The following is a 17,412-nucleotide window of genomic DNA, read 5'->3' as shown; positions in this document are numbered from 1 at the left end:
AGCGGTTGTTCCTCAACGGCTCAAATAAAGATTTCTTTCTGAGTAAACTTTCAAGAAATAATCATCGGTCAAATCATCAATGAAGTAGATACCTTCACCTGTTGATTTCATCTCTGGACCGAGTTCTTTATTTACATTCGGGAATTTATTGAATGAGAAAACTGGAATCTTGATTGCATAGCCTTTTTTCACAGGTTTGAAATCAAAATCTGTAACTTTTTTCTCACCTAACATTACTTTCGTAGCGTAGTTTACGTAAGGCTCTTGGTAAGCTTTACAGATAAACGGAACCGTACGAGAAGCACGAGGGTTGGCTTCGATTACATATACCTTCTCATCTTTGATGGCAAACTGAATGTTGATTAAACCTACTGTATTTAATCCAACGGCAATTTTGCGAGTATAATCTTCAATTTGAGCAATTACTGCTTCGCTCAAATCAAATGTTGGCAGTAGAGCGTAAGAGTCGCCTGAGTGAATACCCGCTGGCTCGATATGCTCCATGATTCCGATAATGTAAACATTCTCACCATCGCAAATGGCATCTGCTTCTGCTTCGATGGCGTTTTCAAGGAAGTGGTCAATCAAAATATTATTATCAGGAATATCATTCAAGATTTTCACAACGTGTTGCTCTAATTCTTGTTCGTTGATAACAATCTTCATGCTTTGTCCACCCAAAACGTAACTCGGACGAACTAACAATGGGAAACCTAATTCACGAGAAACTTCAACCGCACGGTCGGCCGTACGAACTGTATCAAATAACGGATAAGCAATATCCATTTCTTTGAGTTTCTTCGAGAAGCGACCTCTATCTTCGGCCAAATCAAGGGCATCATAAGATGTTCCGATGATTTTGATACCATATTTAGTCAATTTCTCGGCCATTTTCAAGGCTGTTTGCCCACCCAACTGCACAATCACACCTTCTGGTTTTTCGTGCTGAATGATGTCGTAAACGTGTTCCCAGAAAACTGGCTCGAAGTATAATTTATCAGCAATATCAGGGTCGGTCGAAACCGTTTCTGGGTTACAGTTAACCATGATTGCCTCGTAGCCACTTTCTTTCGCTGCCAAAATTCCGTGTACACAAGAGTAGTCAAACTCAATACCTTGACCGATACGGTTAGGGCCAGAGCCTAATACTACTACTTTCTTTCTGTCTGAACTAACCGACTCGTTATCGAGATTATCGAGCGATGTACTGAAAGTAGAGTAGAAATATGGCGTTTTAGCTTCAAACTCAGCCGCACAAGTATCAACACACTTATAAATACGGTGAATTTTCTGTTCAATACGTTTATTGAAAACTTGACTTTCTTTACAATTCAGCAAGTGAGCAATTTGGCGGTCGGCGTAGCCTTTTTGCTTAGCAGTCAATAATAGTTCTTTTGAAATCTCCTCAACGGTAGTTTGCTCAATTTCTTTTTCGAGCATAATCATCTCCTCGATTTGACGCAAGAACCATTTATCTATTTTAGTTAGATTTTGAATGGTTTTGAACGAAAGCCCAGCCTTGAAAGCATCATAGACGTGGAACAGACGGTTCCATGATGGATTAGCCAACGACTTTTTGAGAGCTTCTTGGTCTTTCAATTCTTTTCCATCAGCACCTAAACCATTACGCTTGATTTCGAGTGACTGACAAGCTTTTTGAAGTGCTTCTTGGAAGTTACGGCCAATACCCATTGCTTCTCCAACCGATTTCATTTGCAATCCAAGCGAACGGTCGCAACCAGGGAATTTATCGAAATTCCAACGTGGCACTTTTACGATTACGTAGTCAATTGCTGGTTCGAAAAATGCAGATGTGCTTCCAGTAATTGGGTTTATCAATTCATCGAGATTATAACCAATCGCCATTTTAGCAGCGATTTTTGCAATCGGATAACCAGTTGCTTTCGATGCTAAAGCCGACGAACGTGATACACGTGGGTTAATTTCGATGGCAATAATTTCGTCAGTATCTGGGTGAAGTGAGAACTGAACGTTACATCCACCCGCAAACTGTCCGATGGCATTCATCATCTTGATTGCCATGTCACGCATTCTCTGATAAATAGTATCAGGTAAAGTCATGGCAGGAGCAACAGTAATCGAATCACCCGTATGAACACCCATTGGGTCGAAGTTTTCAATCGTACAGATGATTACAATATTTCCGAGATTATCTCTTAATAACTCTAATTCAAACTCTTTCCAACCTAAGATTGACTGCTCAACCAATACCTCATGCACTGGCGAAGCATGTAAACCATGATTGAGTGCTTTATCGAAATCTTCTGGTGTATTCACAAAACCACCACCAGTTCCACCAAGCGTAAATGATGGACGAATTACGAGTGGAAAGCCGATTTCTTGAGCAATTTCCTTACCCTCCAAGAAAGAGCGAGCCGTGCGACCTTTACAAACACCCACACCAATTTCGAGCATTTTTAATCGAAACTTCTCACGGTCTTCGGTTGTTTCGATGGCTTTTATATCAACACCGATAATCTGAACATTGTATTTTTTCCAAACACCTGCTTTATCGCAATCAATAGCCAAGTTGAGAGCCGTTTGGCCTCCCATTGTTGGTAAAACAGCATCAATCGGGCGACCCATTTGTTGGTGTTTCTCTAAGATTTCGACAATAGATTTTTTTTCTAAAGGCTTTAGATATACAAAATCGGCATTAAGAGGGTCGGTCATGATAGTGGCTGGGTTTGAATTAATCAAACTAACCTCTATACCTTCTTCTCGGAGAGACCTTGCGGCTTGTGAACCAGAGTAATCAAATTCGCAGGCTTGACCAATGACAATAGGGCCAGAGCCGATAATAAGAATTGACTTGAGATTGGGATTTTTTGGCATTTTTTCTTTGAAGGGGGTTTCGATTACTACACGCTTAAACGTGACTATCGAAGGACAAAGATAACATAGTTTTTTTATTTTTTCATTTAACAAAACTCATTATCTTAGAAAAGTACAATAAAAAAGAAGTAATATTAATTTTATTGAGATTAAAATTTATTTTAGGATAAATTCTTACTCACCCAAAACATTTTGGCTCAATAAAAAGTAATTTACTGAAAGTATGTATTTTGCCAAAATTTGTATATTTTTGAAAACCCTAATTGAATTAGGGAATATATAACCGAGTGAACCCTATAAAATTTAATGCTATGTTTAAAAATCTACTCTTCAGTGTTGTAGGCTTATGCCTATTCTCATTTAATTCGTTTGCCCAGTCGGCTGTTCAGCCAGAAAAGAAAAAAATTAAAGTACAGATGTATATTGATGGAAAACTGCATCCATCAAATCAGACTTTTACAAAATCAGACCAAAATATTCAGTTAAAAGCGTACGATGCAACAACCAATAAAGAATTAGCGGTTGCTCTACTGGAAGCGTCGTTAGTGAGAAATGGACAAAAAATAGCAAGCATCACCTTGCCCGGAAATGGTTCGATAGAAAAGTTGGCAGCCAAAGCCAAAAACAATGATAATTACGTATTTGAAATAAAACAAATCTTAGAACTGGCTGAGGACCTTTCGCTTAAACCATTTTCTCAAAAAACTTTTAAGGTAAATTACTGGTTTTTTGATGCCCAACTCGATGCGGCAAAAGTTGCTGTTGGGGCGAATTAGGCTTGTTACCTGTAAATATAGATTTGTTATTAGTGCAAATTTATTGTTGGGATAAGATTTTTTGAGCAGTAGATTTGCACTTAAATAGCATTGACAATCTATTTCGTGTTACTATATAAAATGATTTCATTTAATAATTCTCCTACCTTATATTGGGCAGGGGTGTTTTTCCTTTTCACCTCAACAGCACTATTGACCATTACGCCTTCTTTACCAGACCAAAGGTTTAAAAAGAATGGCATAATTTGGATTGCATTATTGTTTCAATTACTACTATTGGTTTATCTCCGATTACCGATTATTGTATTTAATGAGGCACTGAATCCAGATGAGAATTTATTTATAGTTGGTGCAATGACACTCGCCGAGTCGCCACTTTACTGGGAATCGGTCGATGGTTGTACAAGTGGCCCCTTTAACTTTTATATAGTCACTATCTTTTGCGAAGTTTTCGACCAGCCGTATGATTATATCTCTGCCCGAATGATTGGTATAATCTTACTAATGGGTAGTTTTTTCTTTAGTTTTTTGGCTCTTAGAACTATTTTTAATGCCTCAATTGCTCTTTTAAGCCTTTTTCCTGCCGTCGCATTCATGGGGTTAACCAAACACTGGGATTTTGTTAATTTCAGTAGTGAGCATCTACCTATGTTTTTATTGAGCATCATGCTCTATCTATTTGTGTCAATTTACAAAAGTAAATTACCAATCAACAAAATTCAAATTTTTGTATTTGGTCTAATGGCTGGATGTGTAATTTTTACAAAACTCCAAGCAATTCCAATTGCATTTTGTTTAACATTAATTGGATATTGGCTCATTTATCCAAAGCAGCATAATCATGATTTACTGAAAAATGCCATCATACTTACGACTGGTGGAGTATTACCAATTGTAGTCTTGGTTCTGATTGGATATAAGTATAATTTCCTTGATAAAATTTGGATTTTCTACATTGAAAATAATCTTGCTTATGGCAAAGAAAGCTATGGTTTAATACATAGTATCTATGTTTCGTTAAGCGACCCAATTAATTTTTTTATACGTGCTACCTTGGTACTTTCAATAATCTTGCTAATTTACCATGTCTTGTTTAAACGCCAATTAATGCCCACAATGCTGGGTTCGTTGATGGCATTATTTATTTTAAGTACAATAGTATCAGTTTATAAAACTGGGTTTATGTTTCATCATTACCTTTTGTTTTTGGTTTTCCCAGTTGTATTTCTATTTGCTTTTTTGCTAAATGATGTTGCTGAATATACAAAAAACTACATAATAATTGGACTCTCTATACTTGCTACGATTTATACCATTGCTCAAACATCAACTATTCTTTTTTCTAATTACTTTATCAGTTCGGACAAACCACAGCGACCACTATCAGTTTCAAAAACAGGTCATCAGATTTTAAAATATTCACATCCAGATGAATCGCTTGTAGTTTGGGGCGATGCAGGAAGATTATATTTGGAAACAAAGCGTACTCAGGGTGTTAGGTGGAGTAATTCACACTGGGGAATGTACAGCGATTCGCTCCAAAAAAACTTTCAAAAAGAGTTTATTATGGAATTGAAAGAAAAACCGTTCCCCGTTTTTGTGGATGCTCATCCCACCAAAAACACATTTATGACTCGTGATAAACTGGGCTACGAAACCAATAAAGAATTGAAAGAACATATTGATTCGAACTATCAATTAATAGGTGAATTTGATGAGCAGAGAGTCTTTGTTCACAAAGAAAGATTAATAGAAATGAACGCTACGAAGTAAAACAAAAATGCCACATTTTCAATGTGGCATTTTTGTTACTTTACTACAATATTTTTCTGTTCGATTAATGAAAGAAGCGAATCTTTTCCTGCAATAAATGCTTTGTCATAATCGTGGGTTTTGAGTGTTGTATCAGTAATGGCAAAGTTTTCATAGTCTTGAAAAACAATTCCACCGACCGTTTGGCGATTTTTCACTCGGCGGAATCTTGGCCCACCATTGGCATAAGCTAAATAATCGAGCAGGTGAGTTTTCTGATTAAACCAATAGCAATATACATCCTCAAAGTCTTTGCCGCCGCCCTCTTTATCAAACCAAACTTTAATTTTGTCGTATTTTTGTTTCTCAATTTCGGCTTCTCCTAAGTATTCAAGATTAACGGCTTTATCTTTCAATTTATACGGGAGAAGAACAAAATATGCTACTGAATTGACGGCATTTTTATACTTTTCTTGGTCTTTTTCTGAAAGGGTAATCTGATTTCCGTTGATTAAACGAAGATAGCCTTCATTATTGACAACATCCCAAATATCGTTATTAGCACTATCTTTTGAGATTCGTTCATACTGAAATTTGCCCTCATTTTGCATAAGTTTTACATGAAACTTACGGAAATCAAATTCAGCCGTAAAGTTTTCGTACTTTGCTCCCCCGTGTGCTTCGATGCTTTTATCTACGATTTCACGGGCTTTATCGGTTTTGTCTTGGCAGGCAATAAATGCTAAAGCAAGGGCTGATATTAGAATAAGTTTTTTCATAGTTGCAGCACAATTCTCCGAATTGTGTCTTTAAGTTTTATAAAACACAATTCGGAGAATTGTGCTACTGATTTATCAGAAATATGACGAAATAACCTCTTGAATCTTACTCATCGGTACAATCATCGGCTTTTTAGTAATTGTTATTTCTACCTTCGTTTGCGGACTATTTGGGTCGGAAATGACTTTATAATTACCTTTCACTGCTCCAATAAGTGTCTGCAAACTAAACGAACCAGCATTTGCATTTCCTTGAAAAACACCACCTTTGTTCTGAATAGCCTTTGTGGCGTTTACTACAAATTCGTTAGACGAACCTGGGTAGTCGATGTTGAATGATGCCATTGTATGAATGGATAATTGTTAATGGATAATGATAAATTATGCAATCCGTTTATACTAATTTTACCAATTCGTTGAGTTTAAGTAAGGCCTCAATTGGTGAAAGTGTATTTACGTCTATCGCTTTTAATTTTGCTTTCAATTCTTCAATTTTTGGGTCTTCTGGCTCGAAGAAACTTAATTGAAAATTATTCTTTGGAGCTTCTTTTATTCGCTCTTTATTGTCTTCCTTGATATGGTCTTTTTCGAGATGATGCAAAATTTCATTGGCTCGAAGCACTACCGACTGCGGCATTCCTGCGATTTGTGCCACGTGAATTCCGAAGCTATGCTCGCTGCCTCCTTCTTTGAGCTTACGTAAAAATACAACTTTATTATTGAGTTCTTTTACCGATACGTTAAAGTTTTTGATTCGGCTAAAATCTTCGGCCAGTTGATTGAGTTCGTGATAGTGCGTAGCAAAGAGCGTATAAGGCTTACATTTTGGGTGATTATGCAAATATTCTGCGATACTCCACGCAATACTTACACCATCATAAGTGCTTGTTCCTCGACCGATTTCGTCCATGATTATCAGACTTCTATCGCTCAAATTATTTAGAATCGAAGCTGTTTCGGTCATTTCTACCATAAATGTCGATTCTCCACGAGAAAGATTATCGCTCGCTCCTACCCTTGTGAAAATCTTATCGACAATACCCAATTCGGCACTTTCGGCTGGCACAAAACTACCCACTTGTGCCATGAGCGAAATCAAAGCGGTTTGTCGAAGCAAAGCGGATTTACCCGCCATATTTGGGCCAGTAATGATAATAATTTGTTGGGTTTGGTCGTCTAAATACAAATCATTTGGAATGTAGGCTTCGCCTAAAGGAAGTTGCTGCTCGATAACTGCGTGACGACCTTCTTTAATATTAAGCACCTTATTATCAGATACTTGTGGTTTGCAGTAATTATTTTTTTGAGCAACTTTTGCAAACGACGAAAGTGCATCAAGAATAGAAATCACACGAGCATTTTGCTGAATTTGAGCCACAAATTCATTGGCAGTAAGCACCAATTCATTGAAAATTCTATACTCAATTTCAAAAATTTTTGATTCGGCCGTCAGGATTTTTTCTTCGTAAATTTTTAATTCTTCGGTAATGTATCGCTCGGCATTGACGAGCGTTTGTTTACGAATCCACTCGGGTGGAACTTTGCTTTTGTGTGAATTAGAAACTTCGAGATAATAACCAAAAACTTTATTATAAGAAATCTTCAACGAAGGAATACCTGTACGAGCCGATTCTCGATTTTGAATTTCAATCAAGAAATCTTTTCCCGAAAAAGCAATTTTGTGTAATTCATCCAAATCGGCATCAACGCCCGATTTAATCATGTTTCCTTGATTTGTTACAACGGGAGCATCGTCACGCAATTCCTTTTCTATTTTATCAATCAAATACTGACAATCAGTGAGTTGATTGATGTATTTTTGAAGCACCGAGAATTTTTCTCCACCCAAAGCCAATTGCTTTTTGATAGGTTCGATTTGTACTAATGCTCGTTTCAAAGAAACCAATTCTCGTGGATTGATGCGACGAACTGCCACTTTTGAAATCAATCTTTCTAAATCTCCGATTGGTTTGAGAAGTGTAGAAAGTTGCTCCAAAATCTCTTCATTTTTCACAAAAAACTCTACCGTATCGAGCCTTTCTTGAATCAACGAACGTTCTTTGAGCGGTAAAACCAACCATTTTCGGAGTAGTCTCGCTCCCATTGGTGTGATTGTATGGTCGAGAATCTGAATCAATGGAACACCACCATCGTGCTGAGCAAAAACTAATTCGAGGTTACGAATTGTGAATTTATCGAGCCAAACGTATTTGTCTTCATCGAGGCGAGTAATGCGGGAAATATGCCCCATTTCCTTATGCTCTGTATCGGACAAATAACGCAAAATTACACCAGCAGCAATGATTCCATCGGGCATGGTTTCTACGCCAAAACCTTTCAAAGTAGCTACTTTGAAGTGATTTAAGAGTAAATTATAGCCAAAATCGAACTTATAAGCCCAATCTTCAAACGTAAATTCATTAAATTTATCTCCGAAAAGTATCTGAAACTCTCCACGGTGTTTTTTGCAATAAAGCACTTCTGAGGGTGCAAAACTCTGTAATAATTTATCAATATAGGCCGTGTTTCCTTCGGTTGTGAGGAACTCACCCGTTGAAACATCCAGAAATGAAACACCAAAATAATCGGGTTTGGCAAAGTGAATAGACGCCAAATAATTGTTTTGTTTGTGGTTCAAAACATTATCGTTGAACGAAACCCCAGGCGTAACAAGTTCGGTAACTCCACGACGCACAATGCCTTTGGCAGTTGAAGGGTCTTCGAGTTGGTCGCAGATAGCTACACGTTCGCCCGCACGAACGAGTTTTGGCAAATAGGTATCGAGCGAGTGATGCGGAAAACCTGCCAACTCTTCTTGAGCTCCACCATTATTGCGGCGAGTAAGTACGATTCCGAGGATTTTTGAGGCACGAATGGCATCTTCGCCAAATGTTTCGTAAAAATCACCCACCCGAAACAACAACATCGCCCCAGGGTATTTTGACTTGATTTGGTTATATTGACGATTTAAGGGAGTTTCCTTGATTTGCTTTACTAATTCTTCTTTTGAAGGTCGGGCCACGATTTGATGCTTGCTAAAATGAATGTTAATTTTAGCCCAAATTTAGGAGAAAATCTCTGGTTTTGGTTGAAGAATTAAGGAAAACCCAAAAAAAAATCACATTTTAAGTAAGGATTTTGTTTTTTCGTATATTTGAGATAAAAAATAAAATTAATATGGAATTATTAGTTGACACCGTCGAATCGAATGAAATTTCGGTGTACGAAAAAGAACGAGGAAAACCTCTGCCTACATATATCCATGGAGCAATTCAATCAAATTTATTATTTGAACTTAGATTAAAATATCAAGATAAACTTAGAGTATTAAGTGAAGTAACCCTCGCAACCCAACCGTTGGGAAGTACACCCGATTTGCTTCTTTATCCGCAACAAGCACTTGATTATTAAAACGACCCTACACGCCGTGAAGATGCACCTTTGCTTGTGATAGAAATTCAATCAGCTTCACAAAGCACCAAAGAAATGGTCGAAAAACTCGAACCTTACTTCGATTTTGGCGTAAAATCTTGCTGGATTGTGATTCCGACTTTACAAGCCATTTTAGTTTATGATAGCCCTACTCATTATGAGTTTTATCACGAAGACGAAATACTGAAAGATAAAATCCTAAATATCGAGATTGATTTGAAGAAAGTATTCGAGTAAAATATATTTACCAAAAATTAAGCGGTTGTATTTTGATTAATGATTCAAAATACAACCGCTTTTATATTAAACTTTACTCGAAATCATTTACAACTTCACCCGACTTTTCTCGCTTTCTGAACCGCCCGATTGACGTGCGTTGAGGGTTTTCCCTTTGCTGAATCGGTAAGCAAATGAGAACGTTACGACTCGACTATCGAGATAACTTAGCCAATTGGCTTGAGCATTGGCAATATTTCTGATGTCTCCACCAGGTTGATTGGTGTAAAAAATATCAGAAACATTTATGCGAAATGTACCTTTGTCTTTCAAGATTTTCTGCGAAATCCCTGCTCGCATCGACCAAACTGGAATCGTCAGAAACTGCCCTGCCAACACTCTTGTTTGGTAGTTTCCTGCTAATTCCGCCGATAATTTTTTATTGATTTTAAATTGATTGGTTGGGCCAACATACCAATAAAATCTACTTTCATCGAGGATTTGGCCGTAAACTTTGGTGTTATAGCCTTGATTTTTGAGTTCGGTATAAAGTTGGAGCGTCCACCATTTATTGATGGTAAAATTACCGTTTACTGAAATGCCGTAAGAAGTAAATTCTCCGAAATTCCCTGGGCGACTGTAATAAATTGTGCCTCGCTGTTCATTAGTTTCAAAGATGAGATTTTTAGAAATACTGTATTCCAACGAAGTTGTTAGGAAGTTTTTGTAAGTATGCGAAACCTCCAAATTATACGAATAAGTTGGTTGTAAAAATGGATTTCCTCCGTAATACGTATATCTATCAAGCGGATAAGTAAATGGGTTCAGGTCTTGATAATTCGGGCGGTCGATTCTACGTCCAGCCGAAAAACCGAGTTGGTGCGTTTGTGTACTATCTAACTGATATTGCAAATAAAACGTCGGAAACAAACTATTATAAGCCCTCGTAAAAGTTGAATCTTTGGTCATTTTATTGCCCAGCTGATTGCCTTTAATACTTGTATTTTCGTAACGTAATCCTGCTTGCAACGACAATCTTTTCCAATTTTTTGAGTAATTTACATAAGCCGCATTAATATTTTCATTGTATTTGAAACGATTAGAAAATTCATAGTTTGGAACTTCTTGACTATTAATTATATCAAAAAAATCGGCTGTGTTATCAGTCTTGATAAAACTTGTCTTTATTCCAGTTTCAAATTTTGCTCCACCTTTTAGCGGATTTACGTAATCAATTTTAGCGGTTTTGATATTGATTTCGGCGGGAAGCGATGAGCCTAAAACGGTTTGTCCAACCAAAACTCTTTCGGGTGTGAAAATGGTATTTGTGAGTTGTTGGTCTTGGGTTGAGCTATATTGAATCACGTCAAAATTTGTCGTCAATTCCTTGCCCAAAGAGTCAATTTTAAGTGAGTAGTTTAAGTTTACACTGCCATTTTTCCATTTTCTATCGTTGGGGCTAAATGCTTCAATGATGCTCACGACTTGGTTATTTTGGTTCAAAATCTGTGCTTTGTTGGTGGTAGGCACAAAAGTTGGATTATAAAAACCATTCAAGACAAGTCCCAAAGTAGATTTTTTCGATACATAATAATCAAGACCCAATTTGAGATTATTGCTCCCCAATTGGCGTTTGATATAAGAATTTTGACTAAAAGCTGAAGAATAAGCACCTTCGGGTGTGTAATAAAGGCGATTGATGGTCAAATCTTGATATGTATTATTTTGATTGACACTGGCATTGGTAAAGAAATTGACCTTATTGATTCGGTAATTGAAATTGACACTATTATTGGTTCGAGCGTATCGCCCTTGCCCGTAACCCAAATTAATTCCGCCATTCAAACCTTTCACTTGGTTCTTTTTTAGCTTGATATTTATGACACCCGCATTTCCTGCGGCATCATATTTGGCTGGTGGATTGGTCATGATTTCTATACTTTCGACCGAACCTGCGGGCAATGAACGCAAATAACCAGCCAAATCGGCAGTTGCCAAATACGTGGGTTTGTCGTCAACAAAAACTACTACGCCTGATTTTCCTTTGAGCGTAATCAAACCATTCACATCGACCTGCACCCCTGGAGCTTTTTCTAAGATTTCGAGCGAAGTTGTACCAGCGTTTCCTATCAAGGCATCGGGATTTATCACAACTCGGTCAATCTTTTTTTCTACGAACGATTTTTGAGCCTTGACAGTCACTTCTTGTAAGTTTTTGATAGCTTCCGAAAGTGAAATAATCCCTAAATCAACATTTGAGTTTGAAGCTGACAAAATGATGTTTTCGGCAACGTATGGCTGCATACCGATATACGAAACCGTGATTTTGCAGGTGTCTTCTTTTAATTTTTCAAATTCAAATTTCCCGTCAACATCCGTAAAAGTTGACTTGATAAGTTTATTGGTTTTTGCTTTAGAAAGAATGACCGTTGCTCCGATAATTGGTTCTTTTTTTTCATTCTGCACTTGACCAGTCACTTTATCAATCGTTTGACTATAAGTCAGTTGTGTAACCAGAAATAGTAAAATTGTAATGTAATAGCTTTTAATCATAATTTTGTTTTTTTAATATATTCAGTTGTTTGTGTCAGTTCTTAGTGGGTTTTCAAATACAGCCAATTCCCAAAAGAAAAGCCAGCTGCGAATATTTTGATGATACAAACTGCAATAAATACGACCAAAAAAACTTTAAATAAGTTCGATTTGAAAAGTGCTTCTTTTGTCATGATTGTAAGATTTAGAAAGTTTGGATTTACCTGTTACTTTGAACTTTACTGCTAAAAGTCGAGAAAATTAAGAGAATGTTGCATTTTCTATTTGAGCAGTTGGTTAATTTGTTTATTACTATTTTTTTCGTGTTGCTTTAAATGTACCATTAGGCTGATTTAACAGCAATTCATTGTAATTTCCTTTTGAATCTTTGATAAAATTTACAGAATACCCCGCTGCTCCTACTTTTAAATTAAACTTATCTTTTTCGATAGCCACCAACTCAAAATCAGATTGGTTCGGTAACGACATGAATAAAGTTTTATCATTTTTGAGGCTAATTTTCATGGGTGTTCCATTTAATAAAAATTCTCCTGTATAAGTCATTAAAACTTCTTTTGAAAGCGTTTTTGGCTTGACAGACCGCTCAAATTCTATGGGTTTAGCTACTTCGGGGTCAAACTGAATTGATGTACTTTTGATTTCTCCGTTTATATCTTGATTAAATACAATTCGATTAATGCTAAAACTCGTGTCAACCCCAGTTTTTTTATCGACTTGATACACTTCAAAAACATCATTTTTGAAAGGGCGAAGCCACCATTTATCTTCTGCAAAAACTGCAAATAATGAATCTTTTTTGAGTGAAATTTCAAATTTTCCGTAGGCTTCGTTGGTATAATATCCTTCGTAGTTTTCTAAATTATGCGAGGGTTTTTCATTAGTTTTCTGATTTTGTAATGCACTTTTCTTGGCGTTTTTCATGGCCAGTTTTGCAGCATTTTCAGAGGTTAACAAATAGCTACTCCAATCTTTAGTAGGTAAATCCAGCATTCGGTCGGCAATTACATTGCGGACGATTGAGGTAACTTTTGATAGATTTTGATTACAAAACACCACAATTCCGACATTATCGGTAGGAAAAAACGCAACATTGGCCGTAAAACCTGTAATCGTGCCGCCGTGGTCAACTCGGTAATGCCCACGATACGATGACACAAACCAACCCAAACCATAATTGTTAAAATAGAGCGAAGGATTGTTATTGGCCGGCACGCCACCCGCAATAATCATGTGCGAGCCGATGGCATCTCTGACATAAGAAGCAGGCAAAATTCGTTTACCTTTATAAACGCCATTATTCGCCCACAGCATTGCCCATTTGGCCATTTCGACAACCGAAGTATTGATTCCTCCAACCGACGACATCACATCTAAATTTACGTATTCGGTTTGCTTGATTTTATCATCATCGGTCGTGATATATCCCAAAGCCCTATCTTTATTTTTTGCCATAGAATCGACCGAAAAATTGAGGTTTTTCATTCCCAATGGCTGTAAAATCTTTTCTTGCAAATAGTTTCGGTAAGGTTCACCTGTCAGATTTTCGATGATTTTTCCCTGGGCCAAAAACATGAAATTATTGTACTGAAATTTTTCTCGAAGTCCATAATTTGGTTCTTGAAATTGCACTTTTTTCAGTAATGAATCGACTGATTTTGATTTGAAAAGTCCCCAAGCATCATCATAACGTGGTAAGCCAGTTCGGTGACACATCATATCTCGAATCGTCACTTTGTTGTTTAGCTCATCGTTGTAAAATTTAAGTTGTGGGAGATAGTTTCGGGCAGGTTTATCAAAATCTACTTTTCCTTCTTCTTGTAAAATTCCCAAAAGTGAGCAAGTAAATGCCTTTGTGCAACTTCCTGAAGCAAAAAGAGTATTTTCGGTAACTGGAATTTTGTTGGCAACATCGGCATAGCCAAAGCCTTTGGCATAGACAATTTTGTCTTTCTCGACAACCGCAACGGCAAAACCTGCACAATTCCAATCTTTCAGCACTCGGTTGAAAGTTGAATCAATGCCAATGAAGCGTTTATCGGTTGTCTGTGAAAATCCTTTTTGTAGCATCAAAAGGAGTAAAATAGTAATAGCTTTTTTCATAATAATTGTAACACAAATGAATGAGGATGCGTAAAATTATCATGACCACAGCACTTCTATTTGTCAAATCCTGCTAATTCTGTTTTAAAAATAACGTAGGCGAAACTCCGAAGTGGTTTTTGAAAGCTTTGCTAAAAGCATAAATATCAGCAAAACCCGACTCAATGGCAGCTTCCGACACCGAATATCGGTCTTGTCGAAGAATTTTCTGACTGTGTTCGAGTCTTTTCTGCAAAATATACTGGTGAGGTGTAAGTCCGTAAACTAATTTAAAAATCCTAAAAAAGTGATATTCCGACATGCAGGCTTCTTTTGCTACCAATTCAATGGTCAGCGGCATAAAGAAAGCATTATCAATAAATTCTCGCCCCAACGAAACTCGTTTGTATAAATCTTTTTTTGTGGCAGATTTGATGGTAGGAATTTGCTGTAATTGCTTAAAAACTGGCAATTGGTCTGCAACGATTTTCTCCGATAATTGATAGAAAAACTCTTGATTGAAAATATCAGTTGACAAATGATTTCTTTGAGCAGAAAGTCCCATTCTTGATAAAACGCCACCAAGTTGGGTCTGATTGGCATCATAATGATTCTCCAAAAAATCAGTTGTACTAAAGAATTCTCCAAGTGCAGAGTCTGAAAAAGAGGTATCAGGTCGTTTCATACTTGCTACCACCTCGGTCAGCATTGAAGGTATGATATTGATACAAATTCCTTTGACATTTTTGTTGCTTTCAATCTCAACACTACCCTCTAAAAGATAATTTGTGAGCAAATATTTTCCAGCTTTTACATCATACTTTTGACCATTAATGATATATTTTTCACTTCCCTCAAAGACATACTTTATGGCAAAACCTTTCGAATGAATTGGATGATAAAACTCACGCAATGACGAAAACACAACGATATTATCATCATATTTTATCGCTTCCAGTACGTCCTTTGTTTCGTTGAATAGCTGAAACATAATGCTTGAATTAAAGTATTTTAGCAAAAAGCCACATAAATCACTCGAAATAACAGCGTTTCAGCCAAACGAAATGTTAAAAAATGATATGTGGCTCGACAACTTTACGAAAGGGAAATGAATTTTCTGAAACACACATTTTACACTTGTTCTTCTCCGAAATTCTCATAAATTTGTTATTTCTTCAACCAACAAAACTATGAATTTCAATATTGACGCTGATAAAAGCACAACTTATGATGCAATCGTAATCGGTTCGGGTATTAGTGGCGGCTGGGCGGCCAAAGAACTCTGCGAAAAAGGACTAAAAACATTGGTTCTGGAGCGTGGCGGAATGGTCGAACACGTGAAAGATTACCCAACTTCCATGACAAACATTTGGGAGTTTGAGCATCGACTACGAGATACGAAAGAAGATTTACAGAAAAACCCCATCGTGAATCGTTGCTATGCTTACTCGGAAGCAACGCAGCATTTTTTTGTAAAAGACGAACAGCACCCTTACATTCAAGAAAAACCTTTCGACTGGATTCGTGGCTACCAAGTTGGCGGTAAATCTTTGCTTTGGGCAAGACAAACCCAACGTTGGAGCGAGTACGAATTTGAAGCTCCTGCCCGTGATGGTTTTGCGGTAGATTGGCCAATCAGATACAAAGATATTGCTCCGTGGTACAGCCACGTGGAGCGTTTTGCAGGAATTTCGGGAAATAAAGATAATATCAAAAATCTGCCAGATGGAGAGTTCTTACCAGCTTGGGAATTGAATTGTGTTGAAAAACACATTCAGTCGGCGGTAAAAAAACACTACCAAGACCGCCAAGTGATTATCGGCCGGTGTGCTCATTTGACAAAACCCAACGAAATTCACGCCAAACAAGGGCGTGGGCAATGTCAAGCCCGTAGTTTGTGCGAGCGAGGTTGTCCATTTGGTGGATATTTCAGTTCAAATTCCTCTACCTTACCGTGGGCGGCTAAAACAGGCAAATTGACGATTCGCCCCAACTCAGTTGTTCATTCGATTATTTATGATGAAAAGCTGGGCAAGGCATCGGGAGTTAGAGTAATTGATACCAACACCAAAGAAAGCATTGATTACAAGGCTCGTATCATTTTTGTCAATGCCGCAGCTCTTAATTCCAATTTGATTTTATTGAATTCAATTTCTAATCGTTTCCCAAATGGGCTGGGAAATGATAGCGGAGTTTTAGGGCAATACATTGCATTCCATCAGTATCGTGGACAAGGTGGAGCAACTTTTGAAGGCTTCACCGACCAATATTATTACGGTCGCCGACCAACTTCGGCATTTATGGCTTCGTTTAGAAATGTTGAAAAACAAGAAACTGATTTTCAGCGTGGCTATATGGTGGCGTTTTCGGCAGGACGTGGCTCGTGGCAAAGAGGTTCGCAACCAGAAGCATTTGGAGCAGATTTTAAGGAAAGTCTTACTCACCCAGGCGATACATGGAGCGTGTATATACAGATGCAAGGCGAGACAATTCCTAAAAAAGAAAACCACGTAAGATTGAGCAAAGATAAAACCGATGCGTGGGGCGTGCCGCAATTAATTACTTCCATTGGTTATGATGAGAATGACCACAAAATGATGAAAGATTTTCATGTGCAAGCCTCTGAAATGCTCGAAAAGGCAGGTTGTAAAAACATCAATATGTTTGATAGTAAACAAAACCCAGGCTTGGATATTCACGAAATGGGTGGCGTAAGAATGGGCAAAGATCCAAAAACTTCGCTGCTAAATGAATGGAATCAATTACACGCTTGCAAAAACGTATTCGTTACCGACGGTGCTTGCATGACATCCATTGGCAATCAAAACCCTTCGCTTACTTTCATGGCTCTCACGGCTCGTGCTGCCAATTTTGCGGTTAGTGAATTGAAGAAGAAGAATTTGTAATAAAAATTAAGGAAGACTTCACCATTTAAGCAAAGTCTTCCTTAAAATACAATTTGAGAAAAT

Annotated in this window: 11 protein-coding genes and 1 pseudogene; 5 read left to right on the top strand and 7 right to left on the bottom strand. The window is 37.4% G+C overall.

Translation table 11 applies throughout. The features are described 5' to 3' along the window. Positions 1–12: 12 nt before the first annotated feature. Positions 13–2,856 carry a carbamoyl-phosphate synthase large subunit gene (gene carB, locus IEX65_RS19450; RefSeq protein WP_188768435.1) on the bottom strand — a complete coding sequence of 948 codons (2,844 nt, stop codon included), beginning with the start codon at positions 2,854–2,856 and terminating at the stop codon, positions 13–15. 311 nt (positions 2,857–3,167) lie between these two features. On the opposite strand from carB, the gene IEX65_RS19445 reads away from it, so the two are divergent. Together IEX65_RS19445 and IEX65_RS19440 are read left to right on the top strand one after the other, a co-directional pair. Continuing rightward, positions 3,168–3,632 carry a hypothetical protein gene (locus tag IEX65_RS19445; protein ID WP_188768427.1) on the top strand — a complete coding sequence of 155 codons (465 nt, stop codon included), beginning with the start codon at positions 3,168–3,170 and terminating at the stop codon, positions 3,630–3,632. A gap of 120 nt (positions 3,633–3,752) precedes the next feature. Continuing rightward, complete coding sequence (locus IEX65_RS19440) at positions 3,753–5,405, top strand: glycosyltransferase family protein (protein ID WP_188768425.1); 1,653 nt, start codon at positions 3,753–3,755, stop codon at positions 5,403–5,405. 35 nt (positions 5,406–5,440) lie between these two features. On the opposite strand, the gene IEX65_RS19435 is transcribed toward IEX65_RS19440, so the two are convergent. The 3 genes from IEX65_RS19435 to mutS form a co-directional block, all read right to left on the bottom strand. Then, positions 5,441–6,163 (bottom strand): DUF6503 family protein, encoded by a 723-nt coding sequence (locus IEX65_RS19435; RefSeq protein ID WP_188768424.1) that lies wholly within the window; start codon positions 6,161–6,163, stop codon positions 5,441–5,443. Positions 6,164–6,238: 75 nt separating this feature from the next. Continuing rightward, positions 6,239–6,508: a hypothetical protein gene (locus IEX65_RS19430; protein WP_188768423.1), complete on the bottom strand. Its 270-nt coding sequence runs from the start codon at positions 6,506–6,508 to the stop codon at positions 6,239–6,241. Positions 6,509–6,557: 49 nt separating this feature from the next. Further along, on the bottom strand, positions 6,558–9,185 hold the full coding sequence (gene mutS / locus IEX65_RS19425; RefSeq protein WP_188768422.1) for a DNA mismatch repair protein MutS: 2,628 nt from the start codon (positions 9,183–9,185) through the stop codon (positions 6,558–6,560). 155 nt (positions 9,186–9,340) lie between these two features. Between mutS and IEX65_RS28060 the strand changes: the two genes are divergently transcribed. Both IEX65_RS28060 and IEX65_RS28055 read left to right on the top strand, forming a co-directional pair. Further along, positions 9,341–9,574: a hypothetical protein gene (locus IEX65_RS28060; RefSeq protein WP_229250791.1), complete on the top strand. Its 234-nt coding sequence runs from the start codon at positions 9,341–9,343 to the stop codon at positions 9,572–9,574. A gap of 27 nt (positions 9,575–9,601) precedes the next feature. Then, positions 9,602–9,832 (top strand): annotated as a pseudogene (locus IEX65_RS28055) (Uma2 family endonuclease); the annotation flags it as partial. Between the two features lie 87 nt (positions 9,833–9,919). Here IEX65_RS28055 and IEX65_RS19415 read toward each other — a convergent pair. From IEX65_RS19415 to IEX65_RS19405, 3 genes are all read right to left on the bottom strand, one after another. After that, positions 9,920–12,364: a TonB-dependent receptor gene (locus IEX65_RS19415; protein WP_188768421.1), complete on the bottom strand. Its 2,445-nt coding sequence runs from the start codon at positions 12,362–12,364 to the stop codon at positions 9,920–9,922. A 291-nt stretch (positions 12,365–12,655) separates the two neighbouring features. After that, positions 12,656–14,464: a serine hydrolase gene (locus IEX65_RS19410; RefSeq protein WP_188768416.1), complete on the bottom strand. Its 1,809-nt coding sequence runs from the start codon at positions 14,462–14,464 to the stop codon at positions 12,656–12,658. Positions 14,465–14,537: 73 nt separating this feature from the next. Further along, positions 14,538–15,434 (bottom strand): AraC family transcriptional regulator, encoded by an 897-nt coding sequence (locus tag IEX65_RS19405; protein WP_188768411.1) that lies wholly within the window; start codon positions 15,432–15,434, stop codon positions 14,538–14,540. A 199-nt stretch (positions 15,435–15,633) separates the two neighbouring features. On the opposite strand from IEX65_RS19405, the gene IEX65_RS19400 reads away from it, so the two are divergent. Further along, on the top strand, positions 15,634–17,349 hold the full coding sequence (locus tag IEX65_RS19400; protein ID WP_188768410.1) for a GMC oxidoreductase: 1,716 nt from the start codon (positions 15,634–15,636) through the stop codon (positions 17,347–17,349). Positions 17,350–17,412: the final 63 nt, after the last annotated feature.

Origin of the sequence: Emticicia aquatilis, assembly GCF_014644295.1 — a bacterium.
In the GTDB taxonomy this organism is placed as follows: domain Bacteria; phylum Bacteroidota; class Bacteroidia; order Cytophagales; family Spirosomataceae; genus Emticicia; species Emticicia aquatilis.
This window is presented reverse-complemented; position numbering and strand designations above follow the sequence as displayed.